Consider the following 23,504-nt stretch of genomic DNA (forward strand, 5'->3'; position numbering starts at 1 on the left):
ACCATGAGAGACGCTTCCGCGCCCACACCCCGGGCCCCCCGCTCGCAGGCCGCACCCCAGGCCCGCGCCCCGCAGTCCTCGCCCCGCATCCCGGCCGCCCCGCACACCGTCCCGCACGCCCTGGCCACTCGGGCGGTGCACGCCGGCCGTGAGGACCTCGCCGCGCTGGGCGTGCACGCGGTGCCGCTCGACCTGTCGACGACCTACCCCTCGTACGACAGCCGGGCCGAGGCCGCGCGCATCGACGAGTTCGCCACCACCGGCGCCCGGCCGGACGGTCCGCCGGTGTACGCCCGGCTCGACAATCCGACCACCGCCCGCTTCGAGGACGCCCTCGCCCGCCTCGAAGGGACCGAGAGCGCGGTCGCCTTCGCCAGTGGAATGGCGGCGCTGACCGCCGTCCTGCTCGTACGGTCCTCCCAGGGCCTGCGGCACGTGGTGGCGGTCCGGCCGCTGTACGGATGCAGCGACCACCTGCTGACGGGCGGGCTGCTGGGCACCGAGGTGACCTGGGTGGACCGCGGCGATCCGGCCGCCGTCGCCGAGGCGATACGCCCCGACACCGGACTCGTCATGGTCGAGACCCCGGCCAACCCCACCCTCGCCGAGATCGACATCGCCGCCGTCGCGGACGCCTGCGGACCGGTGCCGCTGCTCGTCGACAGCACCTTCGCCACGCCCGTGCTCCAGCGGCCCGCGGAGGACGGGGCACGGCTGGTGCTGCACAGCGCGACCAAGTACCTGGGCGGTCACGGCGACGTGCTCGGCGGCGTGGTGGCCTGCGACGAGGAGTCCGCGGGGCAGCTGCGCCAGGTGCGGTTCGCCACCGGCGGTGTACTGCATCCGCTGGCCGGATACCTGCTGCTGCGGGGCCTTTCCACCCTGCCGGTACGGATGCGGGCCGCCTCGGCGACCGCCGCCGAACTCGTCCGCCGCCTGGCGGCCGACCCTCGCGTGTCCCGCGTGCACTATCCCGAACTCGGCGGGGCGATGATCGCCTTCGAGGTGTACGGCGACCCGCACGAGGTGATCGCCGGCGTCCGGCTGATCACCCCGGCGGTCAGTCTCGGCAGCGTGGACACCCTCATCCAGCACCCGGCCTCCATCAGCCACCGGATCGTGGCCGAGGGAGACCGGCGGTCGGCGGGCGTCAGCGACCGGTTGCTGCGGATGTCGGTCGGCCTGGAGGACGTCGAGGACCTGTGGCGGGACCTGTGCGAGGCGCTCGCGGCGGCCGGCGGGGCGGCGACCGGAAGCGTGACCGCCGCGAACACGTGCACCGCGGGTGCGACGGCCGCCGTCAGCTCCGGCCGGACCGGTGCTGACCGGTCGCCGTCGTCCGCTGCCCGTACGGAAGCGGCGGCACCTGCGCCCCTACCGGTGCCGGCTGCGGGCTGAGCCGGGCCGTGACGACGAGCGTCCCCTCCTCCACCTGGTAGTCCAGGGGCAGCCCGAGCCCGCGCATCGCGGCGACCATCCCGGTGTTGGAGGCCTGGGTGACGGCGTACACGCTGCCGCAGTGCGCCTCGACGGCGAGCGCCACCAGCCGGGACAGCAGTTCGGCGCCGATGCCGCGCCGCTGCCAGTCGTCCTCCACGATCAGCGCCACCTCCGTCTCGTCGCCGTCCCACAGCAGGTGGCCCAGGGCGACGAGACGGCCGGAGGCGGTCTGCACGGCGAGGGTGCGCCCGTAGCGGGGGCTGAGAAGGTGGTTGAGGTAGCGGTCCGCGTCGCCGACCGGGCCGTGGTAGCGGAGGTTGAGGGTCCGCTCGGAGCAGCGCTCGTGCATGGCGAGCGCCGCCTCGACGTCGTCGGGGCCGGCCCGGCGGATCGTGATCGCATTGCCCTCGGGCAGCGTCAGCACGTCCTGGCTGCGGGGGAGCCGGGGCCCGAGCCGGGCGTCCAGCTCCACGAGAGCCCGTGCCCGCGCGAACTCCGTCGGTGTGAACGGGAGGTAGGGGCGGTCCACGGTGATCGCCCCGCCGGACGGGTCGCGCAGCCGCATCACCGTCCCCTCCAGTACGCCTTCCACGGGTGCGTCCTGCCCGGTCGGCCGTCCGGTGAGGGTGGTCGCGGGCAGCGAGTGAATGGTGCAGCGACCGAGCAACTGGCGCAATGCGAGAGGGAGTTCGGCTGCGTCGAGCGCCGTGCGGGTGGCAAGTCCGAGCACCCTGGTCGGCGCGTCGACGAGGTCGTGCGCGTCGGCCCGCTCCAGCCAGGTGTCCCGCGCGCCGACGCCCGCGATCTCCCGCGAGAGGTCCCGTGCCTGGAGGGCGGCCGGCGCGCGGAGCAGGAGCTCGTCCACCGTGCCGTCGCCCAGCGGGTGCGTCTGGAGGGTCAGGATGTCGACCCGCAGCCCGGCCAGGACGGTGCACAGCGCGGCGAGCGACCCCGGCTCGTCCTTGACGGTCGTGCGCATCCGCCACAGGGAGGTCTCCCGGAGTTCGTCGTCCGCCAGGTCCGTTGCGGACGCCCCGGTATCCGCGGCGGAAGGCGGCGGGGGAGGTGCGTGGCTGTGCCTGCGTGCCCACCAGGTGTGGAAGCCGGCGGTGGCGGCCAGGGCCACCGCCGACACGATGAGCAGCACGGGGCCCTCCGGACCATGCACGATCATGTTCGCGACCGAGTCGGCGACCGCCACCGCCGTGAACAGGGCGGCGAGTTCGACGAGATCGCGGCGCCAGTGATGCCGGTGGTGGCGGGGACGAGCCGGCTTCTTGGTGGCGGCGGCGAGGTCATTCGTGTGGGTCATGACCCCACTGTGGCTGAGCGGTGTTGCGCGATCACGAACGGTTTGTGACTGACGGGTTAAGCGTGCTTCCGGTCGATTCGCTGCGATTTCCCGTCCGCAGGAACCGTTGCCGGCCGTTGCCGGCCGTTGCTTCCGTCTGCCGGCGCGGTGCAGTGCGCGGCGCGGGCAGTGCGCGGCGCGGGCAGTGCGCCTGGTTCAGGTACCCGCGATTGCCGATCACCGCCCCGTGCAGAATCCCGAAGCCCCGGCGGAGCGTGCGCTGGCGTGCCATGCAGACGCTCAGTGCGGCGATGACCACGGTGTTGACCCCGACGGCCAGGGCCGTACCCGCGTCAGGGTGCTGTCGCCGCCGTCGGCGGCCCCACTCCGGAGGTGGCGTCAGCGACCGGTGTTCAGAATGACCCGGGCCACCAGTGCCGGATCGTCGCTCATCGGAACGTGCCCGCAGCCGGGCAGCCTGACCAGCCGGGCGCCCGGTATGACGCCCTTCGCCCTGACCCCCTGCCGACGCAGCAGCAGCCTGTCGCGGGTTCCCCAGGCGATCGTCACGGGAATGTCGGTGATGTCGTCCCGGTACTGGACGGTCAGCCCGGCGCGCAGCGTCGGCTCGAACCCGGCGGCCCCCCGCAGGGCGAGGGTCTCCGCGACGACGGCCTCGGGGGAACGCCGCCCCGGCTTCGCGTAGATCGCGCTGGTCAGCGCGGACCGCCCGGCCCCGCTCCGGGCCAGCCGTTCGACCAACGGCAGCGGCATCCCCTTGGCCACCGCCCGCAGTCCGCGCAACGTCGCGTAGGCGTAACGCCGTTCGGACTGCGTCCAGAACCCGGCCGGCGACAGCGCCGTTACCGACCGTGCCAGCTTCTCGCGGGCCATCCCCAGGGCGAACAGCCCGCCCAGCGAGTTCCCCGCCACGTGCGGCCGCTCGACGCCCAGCGTCTCGCACAGTGCCCCCAGGACGGGCACCATCGCGTCCATGTCGTACGACATCCCCTCGGGCAGAGCGGGTGAGGCCCCGAAACCGGGCAGGTCCACGGCGATCACGTCGCGTTCGGCCGAAAGCGCCGACAGCACGGGCTCCCAGGCCTGCCAGTGGTGGCCTATGCCGTGCAGCAGGAGCAACGGCTCGCCGCGCCCCGCCCGCTCGTACACGGCGGAGACGGTGCGCGGTCCGCGCCGGGACGGGACGGTGAACTCGACGGTGGTGCTCATGGGGCTGCTCCTCGGGGTCGTGAACGGTCGGTCGGTCATCACTACCCGTCAGTAGCGCAGTGTTCAAGGGCGCGGACAGGAGTGCGCGCGCGGAGCCCGTCGGGGGTGGACATCGTCGGGACCGTGGGCTGGGATGGACCGGTGAAAGCCGACACCGCAGACACCCGCAACGACCTGGCCGCCGTCTTCGAGGAGCACCGCCCCGTGCTCACCGGTGTCGCCTACCGCATGCTCGGCCGGGTCGCCGACGCGGAGGACGTCGTGCAGGAGGCCTGGCTGCGCTGGTCCGCCGAGAGCCGCGAGGACGTCCGGACGCCGCGCGCCTTCCTCGTGCGGATCACCACCCGGCTCGCCATCGACCGGCTGCGGCACGTGCAGTCGCGCCGCGAGGCGTACGTCGGACCCTGGCTGCCCGAGCCGTACGAGACGGACTTCGGCGCCGGCGTCCCCGACACCGCCGAGCGTGCGGTGCTCGCGGACTCGGTCTCGCTCGCCGTCCTGGTCGTCCTCGAATCGCTGTCGCCGCTGGAGCGTGCGGTGTTCGTCCTGCGGGAGGCGTTCGGCTTCCCGTACGGGGAGATCGCCACGGTCCTCGACAGGGCCGAGCCGGCGGTCCGCCAGCTCGCCGGGCGGGCGCGCCGGCACGTGGAGGAGCGCAAACCGCGTTACGAGGTGGACCCGGCGCAGCAGCGCGACCTCACCGAACGGTTCCTCGCCGCGGCCGCCGGCGGGGACCTCGCCGAACTGCTCTCGCTGCTGGCCCCCGGAGTGCGCCTGGTCGGCGACGGCGGCGGCAAGGTGCGGCTGGCGCTGCGGGTGGTGGAGGGTGCGGACAAGGTGGCGCGCTTCCTGCTGGGCGTGGCGAAGAAGGCCGTCCCGGGCACGGAGCTGCGCCTCACCGAGCTCAACGGCGGGCCCGCCCTGCTCACCCTGGTGGACGGAAAGCCGGACAGCGCCTTCCAGCTGGACGTCGCCGACGGCCGCATCCAGTGCGTCTATATCATGCGCAACCCGGACAAACTCGCAGGAATCTCACGCTCATAGCACGAATCAACCCGCGAGTACCGCGAACCGCCCCGCATTCGATCCCGAACGCGGGGCGTTCTGCTGTCTCGTGGCGGATTGGTCTTGACCAACCAGATGTGCCGTCCTATGGTCGCAGGGTTAGTGAAAGAACCTTTAATAAACAAAGGCGCGGAACACGGGATGCCGCGGGCCACGCGGCGATGCGGAGGATCAGGGTGGGGACCACGCAGCTCGAAACGGTGCCGGAGCCGAAGTACTGGCACCTCAAGACCGTGCTCAGCCAGGCACTCGACTCCGATTTCTCGGTGGGCGAGGTCCTGCCCAACGAGCGCGACCTGGCCGCCCGTTTCGGCGTCGCCCGCGCCACGCTCCGTCAGGCGCTCGAACAACTGGAGCTGGAAGGCCGTCTCCAGCGCCGCCGAGGGGTGGGCACCACGGTCGCCCCGCCCCGGGTCGACGTCTCCACCGCGCAGTACGCCTGGCCCGGTACGTCCGGCGACACCTGGCAGCCGGTCGACTGCACGAGCGCCGTCGCTCCGGTCGCGGTGGGCCGCATGCTCGGCACCGACCCCCGGGACGAGCTGCACACGGTACGGCGCATCCGCACGACGCACGGCCAGCCGGTCGCCGCCGAGCTGCTGTACGTACCGGCCGCCTCGGTGCCCCAACTCCCGGCCGCGGAAGCCCCGTCCGGACCCGCCCGCGCCCGTATCGTGCTGCGCGAACTCCAGCGGCTCGGCCTGGAGGGTCAGGACCGCGCCGTCGAGCTGGGCTCCGCGCGCGCGGACGACGCCAGGGAACTCGACCGGCTGCCCGGCGCACCCGTCCTGGTCGTCACCACCCGCTACTTCGCGGCGGGCCGAACGGCCGCCGTCTCCGTCGCCACGTACCGGGCGGACACCTGTCGCCTGACCTTCGGCGACTCCGGCGACCTCGAAATCACCCACCCCGCCCCCGCCTGACCCGGCGAGGCATCCCCGTTTGATCCCCTGCAAGAGCGAAGTGGAGTGCTCGGGGGAGGGCGGGCAAGGGAACGGCCGCACGGGACGCGCACCCGTGGCCGCTGCCTCCCGCCCCGCCCCGTGCCCCACGCCCGGCCGAGCAGTCCCTCACCGCCGCGCCGTCACCGTGGTCTCCACCGCGAACATCTGCTCCTCCACGTGGTCCAGCGCCAGCCTCAGCGCCCCCGTCGCCACCGAAGCCTCGCCCAGCAGCGACAGCGCCACCCGCGGCGGCCGCAGGCAGTAACGCTCCAACTCGCTCCGCAGCGGCTCCAGTACGCCGTCGATCCCGGCCGCCCACCCGCCGATCACCACCAGTTCCGGGTCGAGCGCGAGCACCAGCGCCGCCACGTCGTGCACCAGCCGCTGCAGGAATCTCTCGACCGCGGCCTGCGCCTGCGCGTCGCCCCGCCTGGCCTCCGCGAACACCACGGCCACCGCCTGCTCGTCCAGCGGGTGCAGCGGTTCGCCCGTGGTGGACAGCAGCTTCTCGGGCGTGGCCTCGCGGCCCAGCAGGTGCAGCGCACCGATCTCGCCCGCCGCACCGCCGTATCCCCGGTGCAGTCGCCCGCCGATCAGCGAACCGGCTCCGGGGCTCAGTCCCGCCAGGACGAACACCAGGTCGTCGGTGTCCTGACCCACGCCCTTCCAGTGTTCGGCCACGGCCGCCGCGTTGGCGTCGTTCTCGACCAGCACCGGGCACCGGAACGAACGGCGCAGACGCTCGCCGAGCGGCAGCCCCGTCCAGCCGGGCAGCGCCGTACCGAGCCGTACGGTCCCGCCGGCCTCCACGATGCCGGGGGTGCCGACGCCGACCGCCCGCAGCGAACTGCGCGGCACGCCGGTCCTGCGCAGCACGTCGGCGACCACCTGGCGCACCCGCTCCAGGCGGTCGTCCGCACCCAGGCTCTCGTCGACCTCGCGCGACCCGGCCCCGACGATGCGGCCGTCGAGCCCGGACAGGAGTGCCGCGATCCGGTGCGGACTGATCTCGACACCGAGCAGGTGGCCCGCCTCGGCCCGGAACCGGAACCGTCGCGCCGGCCGTCCCTGCCGCTTCGCGCCGCCCTCTTCGGCCGCGCTCTCGACGACCACCAGGCCGGCTTCGATGAGCCCCTCGACCACGCCTTCGACGGTGGGCCGGGACAGCCCGGTGACCCGGGTGAGGTCGGTCAGCGTGGGGCAGTCCGTCGTGTCCGAGGAGAAGGAGGTGCCCGCCCCGCGCAGCGCGTGCAGGACCACCGAGGAGTTGATCCGCCGCAACAGAGAGGGGTCCCCGCCGGTCAGTCGCCCCAACGTGTCCTCCCAGCTCGTACGCGTGTCTGCGGATCGTACTCGGTGCCGACACGCCGGAGCGAGCCGCACCGAACGCGGCCCGCTTCCGTCCGCTCCGCGCGCCGGCCCGGGGTGTGCGCACGTGCGGCCCCGGTCGGTCCACCGCCGTGCGCGAGGCGGTGGACCAAGGGCGTCACGGCAGCTCGACGGACGACCGCAAGCGCCCGTACTCCTGCGCCATCGTCTCCAGCGTCCAGTGCGCGTTGAGGCCGCTGGGGCTGGGCAGCGCCCAGATCCGGGTGTCGCCGATCCTTCGCTCCTGCGGGCCGATCCGCGCCTTCTTCTCGCCGAAGGCCGCGCGGTACGCCGTCACACCGGCCACCGCGAGCCACTGCGGGCGCAGCCGCTCGACTCTGGCGGTCAGCTGCCGCCCGCCCTCCTCGTACTCCTCCGCCGTCAGTTCGTCGGCGCGGGCGCTGGCCCGGGTCACCACGTTGGTGATGCCGAGCCCGTACGTGAGCAGTTCGTCCTGCTCCTCGGGGCGCAACTGCCGGGGGGTGAAGCCCGAGCGGTGCAGCACGGGCCAGAACCGGTTGCCGGGCCGGGCGAAGTGGAGGCCTTTGGCAGCGGACATCAGGCCCGGGTTGATGCCGCAGAACAGGACGCGCAGACCGCCCGCGACCACGTCGGGGACGACGCGGTCACGGGCGGCCAGAAGTTCCTCGGGAGTCATCCGAAAACCGTACCCCCACGGCTTTTCGTACGACCCGCCGCACTCCTCCTCCAAGGATTCAGAGAATGGAGCCCGGTGTGTAGCCCGCCGCCTCGGGGTGCTGCTTGGCGATCTCCTCGATACGGGCGACGAGCGCGGCCACCTGCCGGCCGGCCGCACCGGTGAACGACAGCTTGTCCGCCATCAGTGCGTCCAGCTGCGCGCGGTCCAGCGGCATCCGGTCGTCGGCGGCGAGCTTGTCGAGGAGTTCGTTGCGCTCGGCACCCTGCTCGCGCATGGCGAGGGCGGCGGCGACGGCGTGCTCCTTGATGACCTCGTGCGCGGCCTCCCGGCCGACACCCGCCCGTACGGCCGCCATCAGGACCTTCGTCGTGGCGAGGAACGGCAGGTAGCGGTCCAGCTCGCGGGCGACGACGGCCGGGAACGCGCCGAACTCGTCGAGGACGGTCAGGAAGGTCTCCAGCAAACCGTCGAAGGCGAAGAAGGCGTCCGGCAGGGCCACGCGGCGGACCACGGAGCAGGACACGTCGCCCTCGTTCCACTGGTCGCCCGCCAGCTCGCCGGTCATCGACGCGTAGCCGCGCAGGATGACCATCAGACCGTTCACACGCTCGCAGGAACGGGTGTTCATCTTGTGCGGCATCGCGGAGGAGCCGACCTGGCCGGGCTTGAAGCCCTCGGTGACCAGCTCGTGACCCGCCATCAGGCGGATCGTCTTCGCGACGGAGGAGGGGGCGCCCGCGAGCTGCACGAGCGCGGTCACCACCTCGTAGTCGAGGGAGCGGGGGTAGACCTGGCCGACCGAGGTGAAGGCGTGCGCGAAGCCCAGGTGGCCCGCCACGCGCTGCTCCAGCTCGGCCAGCTTCCCGGCGTCGCCCCCGAGCAGGTCCAGCATGTCCTGAGCGGTGCCGACCGGGCCCTTGATGCCGCGCAGCGGGTAGCGGCCGAGCAGCTCCTCCAGACGGCCGTACGCGACGAGCAGCTCGTCGGCGGCGGTCGCGAAGCGCTTGCCGAGGGTGGTGGCCTGCGCGGCCACGTTGTGCGACCGGCCCGCCATGACCAGTTCGGCGTACTGCGCCGACAGCTTGCCCAGGCGCGCGAGCACCGAGACGGTGCGGTCGCGCATCAGCTCCAGGGAGAGCCTGATCTGCAGCTGCTCGACGTTCTCGGTGAGGTCGCGGGACGTCATGCCCTTGTGGACCTGCTCGTGCCCGGCGAGGGCGTTGAACTCCTCGATCCGCGCCTTCACGTCGTGGCGGGTGACCTTCTCGCGCTCGGCGATGGAGGCCAGGTCGACCTGGTCGAGCACGCGCTCGTAGTCGGCGAGTGCGGCTTCCGGCACCTCGATCCCGAGGTCCTTCTGCGCACGCAGCACGGCCAGCCACAGCCGGCGCTCCAGCTTGACCTTCTGCTCGGGGGACCACAGGTCGGCGAGCTCCGCGGAGGCGTAGCGGCCGGCCAGGACATTGGGGATGCGGGGCTTGGCAGTCACGTAAACGGATTCTACTGGCGGTTCGTGCAGGCCAGAGCCGCGGGGCGGTTCGTAGGTTGCTACGAGGCGGCGGCCGCGGGTGCCGCATGGGGAGTGGCCTTCCGTACTACGTGACCGGGCCGTCGCGGGTGACCTCCCGCATGCTCTCGTACGGGAGCAGCTCGGGCCGCTTCGCCGGGCGGCCGTCGCCGGAGGAGCGTCCCGTGAGCCTGCGTCCGATCCATGGCACCAGGTGCTCGCGTGCGAACCGTGCGTCGTGCACCCGGCGCGCGACCCACCTCGGCGGCAACGCGGCCGGCAGCGGGGACAGCCAGTCTTCCTCGGCCTCCAGTCCGAGTGCCTGCCAGACGGCCTCGGCGACCCTGCGGTGCCCCTCTGCGGTCAGGTGCAGCCGGTCCACGTCCCACATCCGACGGTCGCTCAGCACGGCCGCCCCGTACAGGTCCACGACCAGCGCGTCGTGCTTCGCCGCCAGGTCGTCGACGATCGTGAACAGCTCCTCCATGCGGGGCCGGAACCGTTCCATGACCGGGCCGCTGCGCCCGGGACTGCGCATCAGCACCAGCCGCTTGCAGGACGGGGCGATGTGCTCGACCGCCTCGGTGAGCTTCGCGCGTACGTGGCCCATGTCGACCTTGGGACGCAGCGTGTCGTTGAGGCCGCCCACCAGGGTCACCACGTCCGCCCGCATCGCCGCGGCGAGCGGTGCCTGCTCGTCGGCGATCTGGGCGATGAGCTTGCCGCGCACGGCGAGGTTCGCGTACCGGAAACCGGGTGTGCGCGTGGCCATCCGGGCGGCGAGCAGATCGGCCCAGCCGCGGTAGGAACCGTCGGGCAGGAGGTCGGACATTCCCTCGGTGAAGGAGTCGCCGACCGCGACAAGACTGGTGTAGGTGACATTCATCTCCATGGCGGAGCGATCGTACCCGGTCGCCGCACGACGTGCCCGGCCGGGAAACGACGACCGCCGGGCCGCTCCCCTTCGAGAGCGACCCGGCAGTGCGCGTGCCAGTGGCGGGCTACGGCATCAGGCCTGCTGCGGCGGTCCCACCAGCTCCCGCAGCACGTCCTCCATGGTCACCAGACCCGCGGGCCTGCCGCCCGCGTCCGCGACCGCCGCCAGGTGGGTACGGCTGCGGCGCATCGCGGTGAGCACGTCGTCCAGCGGGGTCTCCGCACGGACCCGGGCGATCGGCCGCATCGCCGACACCGGGAACGGCAGATCCCGCGGCGTCGCGTCCAGAGCGTCCTTGACGTGCAGGTAGCCCAGGATGCGACGGGTGGAGTCCAGGACGGGGAAGCGGGAGAACCCGGACTCGGCGGAGAGTTGTTCCAGCTCCTCCGGAGTGGTGCCGACCGCCGCGTACACGACCCGCTCGACCGGCATCACCACGTCCCCGACCGGGCGGCGGCCCAGCTCCAGGGCGTCCCGGAGCCGCTCGGCGGCCCGGTCGTCGATGAGGCCGGCGTCCCCCGCGTCCTTCACGAGCCGCGCCAGTTCGTCGTCGGAGAAGGTCGCCGACACCTCGTCCTTGGTCTCCACCTTCAGCAGCTTCAGCAGCAGGTTGGCGAAGGAGTTGATCGCGAAGATCACCGGGCGCAGCGCCCGGGCCAGGGCCACCAGCGGCGGGCCGAGGAGCAGCGCGGTCCTGGTCGGCTCCGCCAGGGCGATGTTCTTCGGCACCATCTCGCCCAGCAGCATGTGCAGGTACGTCGCCAGCGACAGCGCGATGACGAACGAGATCGGGTGCGTCAGCGCGTCGGGCACGCCCACCGCGTGGAACAGCGGCTCCAGCAGGTGTGCGATGGCCGGCTCGGCGACCACGCCGAGCACCAGGGTGCACAGGGTGATACCCAGCTGGGCGGCGGCCAGCAGCGCCGAGACGTGTTCCAGGCCCCAGATGACGCTGCGCGCCCTGCGGTTGCCGGCTTCGGCCTCGGGTTCGATCTGACTGCGCCGCACCGAGATCAGCGCGAATTCCGCACCGACGAAGAAGGCGTTGACGACCAGGGTGAGCAGGCCGATGAGGAGTTGTACGGCGATCATCGTCCAGCCTTCGCATCGTGGGACAGCACCGCTTCGGCGGTCGCGCTCTCGGACTGCAGGGGCGCGTGCATGAGCACCCGCGCCGCCCGGCGTCCGCTCGCGTCCACGACGTCCAGCTTCCAGCCCGACAGCTCCACGCAGTCACCCACCTCGGGGATCCGGCCCAGCTCGGTGGCGATCAGCCCGGCCAGGGTCTCGTACGGGCCTTCGGCGACCCGCAGCCCGATCCGCTCCAGCTGGTCGGTACGGGCAGCGCCGTCCGCCGACCACAGGTCGCGGCCGTCGGTGTCCTCGCCGGACCGGGCGAGGTCGGGGGTCTCGTGCGGGTCGTGCTCGTCGCGCACCTCGCCGACGACCTCCTCGACGATGTCCTCCAGCGTGACGACACCGGCCGTGCCGCCGTACTCGTCGATGACGACCGCCATGGTCCGCTTGCCGGACAGGCGGTCCAGCAGCCGGTCCACGGTGAGCGTCTCGGGGACGAGCAGCGGTTCGCGGATCAGTTCGGTCACCGGATGCCGGGGCCTGCGGGCGGCCGGTACGGCCAGTACGTCCTTGATGTGGACCAGGCCGACGACCGAGTCCAGGCTGCCCCGGTACACGGGGAACCGGGACAGGCCGGTCGCCCGGGTGGCGTTCGCGACGTCCTCGGCGGTTGCCTGTACGTCCAGCGCGGTGACCTGCACGCGCGGGGTCATCACGTTCTCCGCGGTCAGCTCGGCCAGGTTGAGCGTACGGACGAACAGCTCCGCCGTGTCGGCCTCCAGCGCGCCCGCCTTCGCGGAGTGGCGGGCCAGGGCGACCAGCTCCTGAGGGCTGCGCGCGGAGGCCAGCTCCTCGGTCGGCTCCATGCCGAAGCGCCGCAGGATGCGGTTGGCCGTGTTGTTGAGGTGGCTGATCAGGGGCTTGAACGCGGCGGTGAAGACGCGCTGCGGGGTCGCGACGACCTTGGCGACGGCCAGCGGTGAGGAGATCGCCCAGTTCTTGGGGACAAGCTCGCCGACGACCATCAGGACGACGGTCGACAGTGCCGTGCCGAGCGCCAGGGCCACCGAGGAGGCCACGGCGGACGGCAGACCGACCGCCTCGACCGGGCCCTTGAGCAGCTTGGCGATCGACGGCTCGGAGAGCATGCCGACGAGGAGATTGGTGACGGTGATGCCGAGCTGCGCGCCCGACAGCTGGAAGGTGAGTCCGCGGACGGCTTTCAGGGCGCTGTCCGCGCCCCGTTCGCCTCGCTCGACCGCCCGTTCCAGCTCGCCGCGCTCGATGGTCGTGAGCGAGAACTCCGCCGCGACGAAGGCGCCGCACATCAGCGAGAGCAGCAGCGCCACGAGGAGCAGAAGCACTTCAATCATCGGTTCACCTCCGTCCCATGGTCGGGCAGGGGCAGAAGGATCGCGCGATGTCGGGTACTGGGAGGCTCGCCCATGGGCGGACGCTCACACCTTTCAAGAGAGGGACGGAAAATCCTGGAAGTACCAGAATGAAGCACCCATGGTAAAGGACCGGCAAAACCGTTCGAGCGGGACGGGCCCGCGCACGCTGCGGATCACTGTCCGAGCGGCTTGACCCAACGGCTCCACTGCGGCTCCGGCGTGTACCCCGCCGACCGCCAGGCGGGGTGCGCGAGGGTGTTTCCGTCCAGCACCATGGCGTCCCCACGCCGCCCGCCCAACCGGACGAACCGGTCCTCGGCGGCGGCGAGCAGCGCGCCGGAGACACCCTGCCGCCGGTGCCCGGGGTGGACCGCGAGCCGGTAGAGCGAGCAACGCCAGCCGTCGAACCCGGCGATCACCGTGCCGACCAGCTCTCCGCCCCGCTCGGCCAGGATCAGGGCTTCGGGATCGCGCGCGAGCAGCCGTTCGACGCCGTCGCGGTCGTCGCTGATGCTTGTGCCCTCGGCCGCCGTCTTCCAGAAGGCGAGGACGGCGTCGAGGTCGGCCGCGACCGCACTCCTGAGCTGCATGTTTGCAAGATCGCTCATGAGTGCATCCCACCACCGCCCGGCGGCGGTGTCGAGAGGATTCCGCCATGCGGTCAGTCGGCGTTCTCCCGCGGCGTCGAGCTCGCGCACACCTGAGGTCTCCTGGTTCGATGTAGCCGCCAAGTGGCCTTTCTGCATTGGTGGTTCACGGAAAAAGAGACGGGCGGCCGGGACGGCGGCGCCCGGGTCGTGGCTCACCATCACCACCGTCTGGCCGAGTGAGTCGACCGAGTCGACTTGCCCGACCCGGACGGGCCCATCACCGCCGTGAACCGGCCGCGCGCGATGTCGACGTCCACGACGTCCAGAGCGAGCACGGTGGTCTCACCGCTGCCGTACGCCTTGGTGAGGTTGCGGGCGCGGGCGGCGGCGACGGCTGGAGCGACGGGTGCGGACACGGCGGCCTCCTGGTGGGACGTACCCAACTCCCTTGCCGGACAAGAGGTTAGGGCCCATCCCGTACGGCGCAAACCCCCCGGAAGGCCGGTCCGGCGCGGTCCCTGTAAGGGGCACGGGAACCGCCCTCGCCGGTCACGGCCGCTCGGTCACGTTCCCGGGCCGCTGTGCCACTCCCAGCACGCACGCCGACGTCGGCAGCCGGAGCCCCTTCTCGGGCACGGTCACCCGCCGGAACGACACGGCCGTGAATCCGGCCTGCCGGATCTCGTCCACCGGATCCCGCGAGGTGTGACAGTTGCCGAACAGCAGCGGCCACACCGTACGGTCGAGACCCCGCTGGAGGGTCGCCATGGAGCGCCGCTCATCCCGACCGTGTTCAAAGAACCGCAGCTCACCGCCGGGGCGCAGGACCCGCCTCGCTTCAGCCAGCGCCCGTTCCACGTTCCGCACGCTGCACAGCACCAGCGAGAACACCACCGCGTCGTACGCCTCGCTCTTCACCGGCAGTGCTTCCGCCGCACCCGGCACCACGTCCACCGGGACACCGGCCCTGACGGCGGCACGCAGCGCCGACTCCCGCAGCAGACGTTCCGGTTCGATGGCGACGACCTCGGAGACGGCCGACGGGTAGTGCGCGAAGTTCAGGCCGTTGCCCGCGCCGACCTCCAAAACCCGGCCGGACAGCCCCGACAGCAGGTCCTTCCGGTGCGCGGCGACCCCGCCGTGCAGGTCCGCCGACACGCTGAGCCGGGCGTAGGCACGGGCGAACAACGGGTGACTCACAGCGTCGCGCGCCATCCTGCCCCGGCGCGCACGGGGACGCGGACGCAGTCGGGACCGCAGAGGCCGGCGGGGACGCGGGCCGGGGCCCGGAAGCGGACCGGAAGGTGCTGTCATCGCGGAACTCCTCCGTGAAACGGACGGGTACCGCGATTGTGCCCCCGGAGCGGGCGGATCCGCCGCCCCCGGAGGGGGTGAACCGGGCGGCGTTGCGTCCCGCTCCGGCGGTCAGCGCCAGGACGCGGCGAACGCCGCCACCTCCCACGCCCCGCCCAGTTCCGGCGCGAGCCACTCGCCCGCCTGTGCCTGGAACCGCGCGGGCGCCAGACCGCCCGCGCCCTCCGGCACGGCGCCCAGCAGCGGAGCCCCCGCCATCTCGGCCAGCTCGTCCACGTTGCACCGCTCGGCCAGACCGGGTTCGCGGGGCCAGCTGCCGATGACCACGCCGAGCGTGCGCAACTCCCGCGCCCGCAGAGCCTCTCCGGTCAGCTGTACGCAGTTGAGGGTGCCGAGCGAGGGCGCGGCCACGACGAGGACGGGAGCGTCCAGCAGCCGGGCGGCGTCGGCGAGGGTGCCGCCCTCGTCGTCCAGCCGCACGAGCAGGCCGCCCGCGCCCTCGACGAGCACGAGGTCGTACTCGGTCGCCAGCTCGGCGGCGGCGTCGGCCACCCCGCGGGGCGTGACGGGAGTGAGTCCGGCGCGGCGGGCCGCCGTCGCGGGGGCCAGCGGTTCGGGGAAGCGGGCGAGCTCGACGGCGGCGACGCCGGGCCCGGCGAGGCGGACGGCGACGTGCGCGTCGCCGTCCTCACCGGGGGCGACGCCGGTCTGCGCGGGCTTCAGCACACAGACGCGCTTGCCGTGGGCGCGGGCCAGGGATGCGACGGCCGCGGTGACGACGGTCTTGCCGATGTCGGTGTTGGTGCCGGTGACGAAGAGGGGGGAGTGCATGAATCTCCTGGATGCGGATGCGGATGCGGATGCGGATGTGCGGTGCGGGCGCCGGGGGCGGGGAGGAGTGTGCGTGCGAGGGCTGGGGGGTGCCGGCGGTGAGGCGTACTGGCCGGCAGGGGACGCTGCGTTCGGGACCGTCCCCGCTGCCGCCCTTTCAGTTCCCGCTGGCCTGCCTGCCTCCGCCCCCCCTCAGCCCCCCGCCGCCCTCGCCGCCGCTCCGACCGCCGCACAGATACGGCCCAGATCCTCGTCCCCCGTGACGTAGGGCGGCATCGTGTAGATGAGGTCCCTGAACGGTCGCACCCACACGCCCGCGCGCACCGCTGCCTCCGTCGCCGCGGCCATGTCCACCGGCCGGTCCAGCTGGACGACGCCGATGCCGCCCAGCACCCGTACCTCCCGGACCCCGGGCAGCTCCGCGACCTCGGCCAGCCCGTCCCGCAGCCCGGCCTCCAGCCGCTTGACCTCGCCCGCCCAGTCCTGGCCGAGCAGCAGGTCGATGGAGGCACAGGCGACGGCCGCCGCGAGGGGGTTGCCCATGAAGGTCGGTCCGTGCGCCAGCACGGGGACCTCGCCCTGCGAGATGCCGTCCGCCACCCTCGCCGTGCACAGCGTCGCCGCCATCGACAGATAGCCGCCGGTGAGCGCCTTCCCGAGGCACATCACGTCCGGCGACACCCCTGCCAGGTCCGCCGCGAAGAGCGTTCCCGTACGGCCGAACCCGGTCGCGATCTCGTCGAAGACGAGCAGCACGTCGTGCGCGTCGCACGCCTCCCGCAGCACCCGCAGGTATTCCGGCGAGTGGAACCGCATACCGCCCGCACCCTGCACCACCGGCTCCACGATCACCGCGGCGAGCTCGTCCGCGTGCCGCGCGACGGCGGCCCGCAGCTGCTCCGCGTACGCCTCCTCGTACTCGGCGGGCGGTGCGTCCACGAAGACCTGCCGGGGCAGGACGCCCTGCCACAGGCCGTGCATGCCGCCCTCGGGGTCGCACACCGACATCGGCTGCCAGGTGTCCCCGTGGTAGCCGCCCCGCCAGGTCATCATCCGCTGCTTGGCCGGGCGTCCCACCGAGCGCCAGTACTGGAGGCACATCTTCACGGCGACCTCGACGGAAACCGACCCGGAGTCGCACAGGAAGACGTGCCGCAGCGGCTCCGGGGTGATCTCCACCAGCTTCGCGGCCAGTCGTACGGCGGGCTCGTGGGTGAGCCCGCCGAACATCACGTGGCTCATCTTCTCCAGCTGGCCGCGCGCCGCGTCGTCGAGAACGGGGTGGCGGTAACCGTGCACCGCCGACCACCACGACGACATGCCGTCGATCAGCTCGTGCTGCCCGTGGACGGGCTCGGCGAGCCGCAGCCGTACACCGGACGCGGACTCCACGATCAGCGGCTCGTCACGCCCCGGCATGGGCCCGTACGGATGCCAGACGTGCTCCCGGTCCAGGCGCAGCAGCTCGGCGGGGGAGAGGCCGTCAGGCATTGGGCGCCAGCTCCGTCCCGGCGCCCCGCCGCCGTACGGTCACCAGGTCCTGCCGGGCGCCGGGAACCGCCGGGACGTCGGAGGCCTCCTCGGCCGCCGGTGCGTCGTCGTGGCACCCGCCTGCGGAAGCGCCCTCGGATCCGCAGCCGCCCGCGGACCCGCACACGCCCGTGCTCCGGTGCTCCGGCAGCGTCGTCGTGTCCGTCCCCTCCACCTCGAAACCGGCGTCCGCGATCATCTCCAGGTCCGCCTGACCTGCCTGGCCCTCGCTGGTCAGGTAGTCGCCCAGGAAGATGGAATTGACCAGGTGCAGCGCGAGCGGCTGCATCGTCCTCAGGTGCACCTCGCGACCGCCCGCGAGCCGGACCTCCACGTCCGGACAGACGAACCGCACCATCGCCAGGATGCGCAGCGCCTTCTGCGGGGTGAGGTGCCATTCCTTGGCCAGCGGCGTCCCCTCGAACGGGATGAGGAAGTTGACCGGCACCGAGTCCGGATCGAGTGCGCGCAGCGAGAAGACCACGTCCACCAGGTCCTCGTCGGATTCGCCCATGCCCGCGATCAGCCCCGAGCACGCGGACAGACCGGCCGCCTGTGCCTGCTGCACCGTTTCGACCCGGTCCGCGTAGGTGTGGGTGGTCGTGATGTTCCCGTATGTCGCCTCGGACGTGTTGAGGTTGTGGTTGTAGGCGTCGGCCCCCGCGGCCTTCAGCCGCTCAGCCTGGCCGTCCGTCAGAAGCCCGAGGCAGGCGCAGACCTCAACGCCCTCGTTGTTTTCCTTGATCGCTTCGATGGTCTTCGTGACCCGGTCCACGTCCTTGTCCGTGGGGCCGCGCCCGCTCGCCACCAGGCAGACCCGCTTGGCCCCGCCCGCGACGCCCGCCGCGGCCGCCTTCGACGCCTCGTCGGCCTTGAGCCAGGTGTACTTGAGGATCCCGGCCTTCGAGCCGAGCCGCTGCGAGCAGTACGAGCAGTCCTCCGGGCACAGTCCGGACTTCAGGTTGACGAGGTAGTTGAGCTTCACCCGCCGGCCGAACCACTGGCGGCGCACCTTGCCGGCCGCGGCCACCACGTCGAGCAGTTCCTCGTCGGTCGTCGCCAGAACGGCGAGCGCTTCTTCGCGGGTCGGCAGCTCGCGCCGCAGCCCCTTCTCCACCAGTGTGTTCAGCAGGTCCATGCGCATGATCCTGACGCACAGGACCGCCCCCGGCCAAGGAGGATTCGGACAACGGCGCCCGTTCGAGGTGTGGGTATTGCCACACCCTGGCGCGGGATCCGTCCGGCTAGTGTCTGTGGGCTGCCTACAAAACCCCTCGCTCCCTCCCCACGTCGAAGGGCCCCCGCCATGCTCCAGCGCTCCGCTTTCGCGCACCCCTTCGAGTGGATCGAGGAGGAGGCCGCACGACGCGCCCGCGCCGGACTCGTACGGACCCTGCGCCCCCGCGCCGCGGACAGCCCGCTGCTCGACCTCGCGAGCAACGACTACCTCGGGCTGACCCGTCACCCGGAGGTCACCGCCGCGGCGGCCGACGCAGCGCGCAGGTGGGGGGCGGGCGCCACCGGCTCCCGCCTCGTCTCCGGCACGACCGAGCTGCACACACAGCTGGAGCGTGAACTCGCGGAGTTCACCGGCTTCGAGTCCGCGCTCGTCCTCTCCTCCGGGTATGCGGCGAACCTGGCCGTACTCACGGCGCTCACCGCCGGCGGTTCCCTGATCGTCTCCGACGCGGGCAACCATGCCTCGATCGTGGACGGTTGCCGTCTCTCCCGCGCCGAGACCGCCGTCACCCCGCACGCGGACCCCGCTGCCGTACGGAAGTCGCTCGACGGGCATCGAGGGCGTGCGCTCGTCGTCTCCGACTCGGTCTTCTCGGTGGACGGCGACGCGGCGCCCTTGCGCGAACTGGCTTCAGTGGCAAGGGAGTTCGGTGCGGCGCTCATCGTCGACGATGCCCATGGACTCGGAGTCCTCGGCCCCGGAGGCCGCGGCGCGCTGCATGCCGCCGGACTCGCCGGTGCGCCGGATGCGGTCGCCACTGTCACCCTGTCCAAGTCGTTGGGCAGCCAGGGTGGTGCGGTCCTCGGCCCGGCACATGTCATCGACCACCTGGTCAACGCGGCCCGTACGTTCATCTTCGACACCGGTCTCGCCCCGGCCGCCGCCGGCGCCGCCCTGGCGAGCCTGCGGCTGCTGCGCCGCGAACCGGCGCTGGCCGACCGTGTACGCGACGTATCGGCCACCCTGCACCGGCGCTTGACCGACGCGCACCTCGCCGCGGTGCGCCCGGACGCGGCGGTGGTCTCGGTGCGGGCGCCCTCCGCGGAGGCGGCTCTGCGCTGGGCGGCGGACTGCCGTACGGAGGGGCTCGCGGTCGGTTGCTTCCGGCCGCCGTCCGTACCGGACGGCATCTCCCGGCTGCGGCTGACCGCCCGCGCCGACCTCACCGACGCACAGATCGAAGGTGCGGTGGACGCCATTGTCCGTACCGCACCCCCATGCTGACGCTCCGTCACTCATATCGCCGACTCATACCGCTTCCTCGCGCAGGGCGCCGAGGAAGCGCGACCACGCCTCGGGGGAGAAGAGGAGGGCGGGACGGCTCACATGCTTCGAGTCGCGGACGGCCAGCAGGCCGCCGCGGGCCGACGCCGTCTCCACGCAGTTGTTCATGCCTGTGCTGCGGCTGCTGCGGCGCCACGCTGCGCCGGGCGGGAGAGGGCGGGAAGGTACGTTCGCGAGGTGTGGGGTCATGGTGCCTCCCTGCGCGTCGTCACCGATAGGAGGTGGTGGGGCGACGGTCTGCGACGCCACGGTCCGTAAGCCGTGGGCCGGTGGAACCGGGAATGCCGGGGCCGTGATCAGTGGGGCTGTGCCGGCGTCAGCGGAGGCCGGCGATCAGATCCCGGGAGTCCTGGTGCGACATCGCCTGTTCCTGGATCCGCTGGAACGCGGCGGCGTATGCCGTGAGGTCTTCTTTCCGTTCCAGATAGAGGCTACTCGCCAAGTGGTCGATAACAACCACATCCAGATCAGCCATGTTCGGAAAGGAGAAAATAACGAAAGCACCAGTCAGTCCAGCATGCGCACCCGCCGCAAAAGGCAACACCTGTAACCGGACATGGGGCAACTCCGTCATGTCCAGCAGGTGGCGCAACTGCTCCTGCATGACCCGCTCGCTGCACACCGTCCTTCGCAGCACGGCCTCGTCGAGCACCACGCTCAGAGCCAGCGGGCAGTCTTCCCGCAGCACCTTCTGCCGCGCCAGACGCACCTCCACCAGCGTGTCGAGCTGCTCCTCCGGCATGGCCGACAGCGTCGCCCCGGTCACCGCCCGCGCGTAGTGCGGCGTCTGCAACAGCCCCGGCACCACCGAGGTCTCCAGCGTGCGCGCCGCGCATGCCCGGGACTCCAGACTGATGAAGTCCCGGTACTGGGGCGGCAGCAGCCCCCGGTAGGCGTGCCACCACTGCGTGCCCGACTCGCCGGAGTCCTCCGCCAACGCCTCCAGCAGTGACCGGTGTTGCGCATCGCGCACGTCGTAGGCGGCGAGCAGCAGCGTCACGTCGGACGGCTTGACCCCGCTGCGTCCCGTCTCGATCCGGCTCACCTTCGACTGGTGCCAGCCGACGAGGCGAGCCGCTTGAGGGCTGGTGAGACCGGCCCTGTCGCGCAGTCTGCGCAGTTCCTCTCCCAGCTTGCGACGTCGTACCGCGGGACCGTGCCGCATCCCCGACTCCTTTCGGCGCAGCATCCGCCCCCGCCGGGGCCAGTGTGCCGGGCGAATCCGGTCTCTCGTAGCAGAGTTCATCACTTTGAGTGGCAGATATATGTATGTCTGGGGTGCACGGCCGCGGCGACTGCACCATGAGTGACACTCTGGCGCGGAATGACGGCGGAACCAGGCGGAAATGAAAAGTCCGGGGCCGCCCCGCACGTACCGCGTACGAGTCCGAGTCCAGCCCCGGCGGGAAAGGGACAACGTCGCCATGGCAGACCATCAGGAAGTAACCGTCACCCTGCCGAGCGATCCCGCCTCGGTCCCCACGGCCAGGAAGTTCGTGGCCGAAGCCCTCGTGGGCTGGGGGCTTCCGGCCGGTTCCGACACGGCGGACGCCATCCGCCTGATGGTCTCGGAACTCACCACCAACGCCGTGCAGCACACCTTCGGGCAGTCACCGACCTTCACGGTGGACGTCCAGCTGGAGCGCGACGAGCGGCTGTGCATCGGCGTCACCGACAGCCACCCGCGCTGGCCCCAGCGCCTGCCCGCCGCGGTGCAGCAGGACAACGGCCGCGGCATGGTGATCGTCCGGTCGCTGGCCGCGGAATGCGGCGGCCGACTGTCGGTCACCTCCACGCCGGAGGGCGGCAAGACGGTGTGGGTCGCGCTCCCGTGGAACGCCCCCGTGCAGAGATGACGGACCGCGGGGGACGGCCGCACGGAGACGACCGTGCGGAAGACCCCGGCGGTGAGGACGGTGCGGCGGCAGGGCACGGCCGGCAGCGGCGCGTCGCAGGCGCAACGCAACGCGCCGCCCGAGCGGTCCGGTTGATCAGCCGGTGCTCACCGCACCCGGCCGTACCACACGCTCTTCGACCAGATCCGCTCCAGTCGCACCACGGCGCCCTGCTTCGGCGAGTGCCAGATCTTGTTCCCGCCCGCATAGATGCCGACGTGGTAGACGCTGCGGCCACGATGGAAGAACACCAGGTCGCCCCGTTGCAGCTGGGACGCGCGGATGTGCCGGGTCTTGTTGTACTGCGCCTGCGCGGAACGCGGCAGGCTCTTTCCGACCCTCTTGTACGAGTAGAGCGTCAACCCCGAGCAGTCGAAGCGGTAGGGGCCGGCGGCCCCGCGCTTGTACGGCGCGCCCCGCTTGGACGCCGCGACGTTCAGCGCCTTCGCCGCCTGCGTCGCCGCATCGGCCTCGGAGGCGGCACCCGGTACCAGCACGCTGCCGCCCACGACGGCGAGCGTGAGGGCCGATGCCGTACCGGCCCTGGCGATCAGCGACGGAACACGGCGGTTTACGTGCGCAGTCATGCGCAACCCTTCGTCGACCAGACGTCCCGGCAGCGTCTGTACGGCGCTCGCCGGGACCGCCCCGCCACGACGACGGGGGCTTGTCGTTCACGGATCCTTGCCCGGACGACGACTGGTTTCCGAGCGGAAAGTGGGGTTTGTGAGGCTCATCACCCCTGACCCGTTCGGGTGGACAAAGGTCGTTCCGCACTTCCGCGTCGCGCGCTGACGACGCCCGCACCAGCAACGGAGCGTGTGATTCCGCATGTGCTCCGGTCGCGGTGCGCAACTCGACCGGTATGGATGACGGAGACGTGAATGGTCCGAACGGGGGAGACGCTGCCGGGCCGGAGCGCGCCTCCGGATGATCAGCTCGGCTGCTCCGGGGACACGGCGAGACGCCCCGTGCGCCGCTCGCCGTCCAGCACGCGCAATGCCCGCGACAGCGTTGCCGGACACATCCCGGTTTCACCCCGTTCGTGCATCAGCGTCAGTGCGTCGCGCAGCGCGGCGGCCCCGCCGACGAGGGCCTGTGCGGCACGCAGGGCCCCGTAGGTGTCCGTCGCGCGGGACGGGTTGATCCGGCCCAGGAGGTCGACGGCCGCCAAGTAGCTGTCCACCAGGTCGCACTCGGCGCGGGTCAGCGCGGGCAACGGCGGCAGCTCCGGCAGCATACGGCCGCTCACCGCGCGGAGGAGGGCAGGGCGCCGCGGCGGTTCGCGACGATGCGGTCCACCAGCCCGTAGCCAAGTGCTTCCCCGGCGTCGAGCACCTTCGTACGGTCGAAGTCCGCCTCGACCTGCTCGGCGGACCGACCCGTGTGCCGGGCCAGCATCCGCGCCGTCATCGAGCGCAGCCGTACGAGCTCCCGGGCGTGGATCTCCAGGTCCGAGGGCTGCCCCTGGGCCGGCTCGTCCAGGGCGGGCTGGCTGAGCGCGATCCGTGCGCCGGGCAGTGCGAGCCGCTTGCCGGCGGTGCCGCAGGCCAGCAGTACTGCGGCGGCGTCGAGGGCCTGCCCGAGGCAGATCGTCTCCACGTCGCAGGTGACGAACTGGAGAGTGTCGTAGATCGCGGCCATCGCCGTGTACGAGCCGCCGGGGGAGTTGATGTAGAGCGAGATGTCACGGTCCGGGGCGTCGTGTTCGAGGTACATGAACTGCGCCGCGATGTCGTTGGCGGCGGTGTCGTCGACGGGTGTCCCCAAAAAGACGATCCGCTCGCCGAGCATCTTCGAGTACGGATCGAGTGTGCGGGTGCCGGTGCTGGTGCGCTCGTGGAACTGGGGCAGGACGTGGCGGGCGTACGGCTGGATCATGGCGTGCTCCCTTGTGTGCGGCACG

At 72.0% G+C, this 23,504-nt stretch carries 23 protein-coding genes and 1 pseudogene; 5 read left to right on the forward strand and 19 right to left on the reverse strand.

From position 1 onward, the window contains the following. The first annotated feature begins 3 nt into the window (after positions 1-3). Positions 4-1,398, forward strand: a complete 1,395-nt coding sequence (locus HNQ79_RS21015; protein WP_185033363.1) for a trans-sulfuration enzyme family protein — start codon at positions 4-6, stop codon at positions 1,396-1,398. Here the strand turns inward: HNQ79_RS21015 and HNQ79_RS21020 are convergent. Then, a complete protein-coding gene (locus HNQ79_RS21020) occupies positions 1,301-2,752 on the reverse strand; it encodes a GNAT family N-acetyltransferase (protein ID WP_185033365.1) in 1,452 nt (483 codons plus the stop codon). The two genes, HNQ79_RS21015 and HNQ79_RS21020, sit on opposite strands and share 98 nt — an antisense overlap. Before the next feature lie 378 nt (positions 2,753-3,130). After that, on the reverse strand, positions 3,131-3,961 hold the full coding sequence (locus HNQ79_RS21025) for an alpha/beta fold hydrolase (protein WP_185033366.1): 831 nt from the start codon (positions 3,959-3,961) through the stop codon (positions 3,131-3,133). 141 nt (positions 3,962-4,102) lie between these two features. Between HNQ79_RS21025 and HNQ79_RS21030 the strand changes: the two genes are divergently transcribed. Beyond that, complete coding sequence (locus tag HNQ79_RS21030; RefSeq protein ID WP_268253573.1) at positions 4,103-5,005, forward strand: RNA polymerase sigma-70 factor; 903 nt, start codon at positions 4,103-4,105, stop codon at positions 5,003-5,005. Positions 5,006-5,202: 197 nt separating this feature from the next. Further along, positions 5,203-5,949: a GntR family transcriptional regulator gene (locus HNQ79_RS21035; RefSeq protein WP_185033368.1), complete on the forward strand. Its 747-nt coding sequence runs from the start codon at positions 5,203-5,205 to the stop codon at positions 5,947-5,949. Between the two features lie 147 nt (positions 5,950-6,096). On the opposite strand, the gene HNQ79_RS21040 is transcribed toward HNQ79_RS21035, so the two are convergent. The 12 genes and pseudogenes from HNQ79_RS21040 to bioB all read right to left on the reverse strand — a co-directional run bounded on the left by HNQ79_RS21040 (position 6,097) and on the right by bioB (position 18,317). After that, positions 6,097-7,284 carry an ROK family protein gene (locus HNQ79_RS21040; protein ID WP_185033370.1) on the reverse strand — a complete coding sequence of 396 codons (1,188 nt, stop codon included), beginning with the start codon at positions 7,282-7,284 and terminating at the stop codon, positions 6,097-6,099. Between the two features lie 172 nt (positions 7,285-7,456). Beyond that, positions 7,457-7,996 carry a G/U mismatch-specific DNA glycosylase gene (gene mug, locus HNQ79_RS21045; RefSeq protein ID WP_185033371.1) on the reverse strand — a complete coding sequence of 180 codons (540 nt, stop codon included), beginning with the start codon at positions 7,994-7,996 and terminating at the stop codon, positions 7,457-7,459. Between the two features lie 58 nt (positions 7,997-8,054). Continuing rightward, positions 8,055-9,488: an adenylosuccinate lyase gene (purB, locus tag HNQ79_RS21050; RefSeq protein ID WP_185033373.1), complete on the reverse strand. Its 1,434-nt coding sequence runs from the start codon at positions 9,486-9,488 to the stop codon at positions 8,055-8,057. Positions 9,489-9,594: 106 nt separating this feature from the next. Beyond that, positions 9,595-10,398 (reverse strand): SGNH/GDSL hydrolase family protein, encoded by an 804-nt coding sequence (locus tag HNQ79_RS21055; protein ID WP_185033375.1) that lies wholly within the window; start codon positions 10,396-10,398, stop codon positions 9,595-9,597. A gap of 117 nt (positions 10,399-10,515) precedes the next feature. After that, positions 10,516-11,535 (reverse strand): hemolysin family protein, encoded by a 1,020-nt coding sequence (locus tag HNQ79_RS21060; protein WP_185033377.1) that lies wholly within the window; start codon positions 11,533-11,535, stop codon positions 10,516-10,518. Next, positions 11,532-12,893, reverse strand: a complete 1,362-nt coding sequence (locus tag HNQ79_RS21065; protein ID WP_185033379.1) for a hemolysin family protein — start codon at positions 12,891-12,893, stop codon at positions 11,532-11,534. Before HNQ79_RS21065 ends, HNQ79_RS21060 begins: the two co-directional genes overlap by 4 nt. Positions 12,894-13,087: 194 nt before the next feature. Continuing rightward, positions 13,088-13,522 carry a GNAT family N-acetyltransferase gene (locus tag HNQ79_RS21070; protein WP_185033381.1) on the reverse strand — a complete coding sequence of 145 codons (435 nt, stop codon included), beginning with the start codon at positions 13,520-13,522 and terminating at the stop codon, positions 13,088-13,090. Between the two features lie 230 nt (positions 13,523-13,752). Beyond that, positions 13,753-13,947, reverse strand: a pseudogene (locus tag HNQ79_RS21075) (ABC transporter ATP-binding protein); the annotation flags it as partial. Positions 13,948-14,053: 106 nt separating this feature from the next. Continuing rightward, on the reverse strand, positions 14,054-14,719 hold the full coding sequence (locus HNQ79_RS21080; protein ID WP_229923606.1) for a class I SAM-dependent methyltransferase: 666 nt from the start codon (positions 14,717-14,719) through the stop codon (positions 14,054-14,056). A 210-nt stretch (positions 14,720-14,929) separates the two neighbouring features. Next, positions 14,930-15,649 carry a dethiobiotin synthase gene (bioD, locus tag HNQ79_RS21085; protein ID WP_185033385.1) on the reverse strand — a complete coding sequence of 240 codons (720 nt, stop codon included), beginning with the start codon at positions 15,647-15,649 and terminating at the stop codon, positions 14,930-14,932. 192 nt (positions 15,650-15,841) lie between these two features. Then, positions 15,842-17,140 carry an adenosylmethionine--8-amino-7-oxononanoate transaminase gene (locus tag HNQ79_RS21090; RefSeq protein WP_185033388.1) on the reverse strand — a complete coding sequence of 433 codons (1,299 nt, stop codon included), beginning with the start codon at positions 17,138-17,140 and terminating at the stop codon, positions 15,842-15,844. Further along, positions 17,133-18,317 carry a biotin synthase BioB gene (gene bioB / locus HNQ79_RS21095; protein ID WP_185033390.1) on the reverse strand — a complete coding sequence of 395 codons (1,185 nt, stop codon included), beginning with the start codon at positions 18,315-18,317 and terminating at the stop codon, positions 17,133-17,135. Before bioB ends, HNQ79_RS21090 begins: the two co-directional genes overlap by 8 nt. Positions 18,318-18,485: 168 nt before the next feature. Here bioB and HNQ79_RS21100 point away from each other — a divergent pair, with 168 nt between their 5' ends. After that, a complete protein-coding gene (locus HNQ79_RS21100; RefSeq protein WP_185033393.1) occupies positions 18,486-19,643 on the forward strand; it encodes an 8-amino-7-oxononanoate synthase in 1,158 nt (385 codons plus the stop codon). Positions 19,644-19,667: 24 nt separating this feature from the next. On the opposite strand, the gene HNQ79_RS21105 is transcribed toward HNQ79_RS21100, so the two are convergent. Both HNQ79_RS21105 and HNQ79_RS21110 read right to left on the reverse strand, forming a co-directional pair. Then, the gene (locus HNQ79_RS21105; protein ID WP_185033395.1) at positions 19,668-19,892 is read right to left on the reverse strand and encodes a DUF397 domain-containing protein; all 225 of its coding nucleotides are present in this window, start codon (positions 19,890-19,892) and stop codon (positions 19,668-19,670) included. A gap of 127 nt (positions 19,893-20,019) precedes the next feature. Further along, positions 20,020-20,868, reverse strand: a complete 849-nt coding sequence (locus HNQ79_RS21110) for a helix-turn-helix domain-containing protein (protein ID WP_185033397.1) — start codon at positions 20,866-20,868, stop codon at positions 20,020-20,022. 259 nt (positions 20,869-21,127) lie between these two features. On the opposite strand from HNQ79_RS21110, the gene HNQ79_RS21115 reads away from it, so the two are divergent. Next, entirely contained in the window at positions 21,128-21,559 is a 432-nt protein-coding gene (locus HNQ79_RS21115; RefSeq protein WP_185033399.1) for an ATP-binding protein, read from the forward strand. A 146-nt stretch (positions 21,560-21,705) separates the two neighbouring features. Here the strand turns inward: HNQ79_RS21115 and HNQ79_RS21120 are convergent, their stop codons facing one another. From HNQ79_RS21120 to HNQ79_RS21130, 3 genes are all read right to left on the reverse strand, one after another. After that, complete coding sequence (locus tag HNQ79_RS21120) at positions 21,706-22,185, reverse strand: C40 family peptidase (RefSeq protein ID WP_185033401.1); 480 nt, start codon at positions 22,183-22,185, stop codon at positions 21,706-21,708. 347 nt (positions 22,186-22,532) lie between these two features. Continuing rightward, the gene (locus HNQ79_RS21125; RefSeq protein WP_185033707.1) at positions 22,533-22,838 is read right to left on the reverse strand and encodes a hypothetical protein; all 306 of its coding nucleotides are present in this window, start codon (positions 22,836-22,838) and stop codon (positions 22,533-22,535) included. Between the two features lie 8 nt (positions 22,839-22,846). Continuing rightward, positions 22,847-23,479 (reverse strand): ATP-dependent Clp protease proteolytic subunit, encoded by a 633-nt coding sequence (locus HNQ79_RS21130; protein ID WP_185033403.1) that lies wholly within the window; start codon positions 23,477-23,479, stop codon positions 22,847-22,849. Positions 23,480-23,504: the final 25 nt, after the last annotated feature.

Source organism: Streptomyces candidus (assembly GCF_014207445.1).
GTDB classification, from domain to species: Bacteria; Actinomycetota; Actinomycetes; order Streptomycetales; family Streptomycetaceae; genus Streptomyces; species Streptomyces candidus.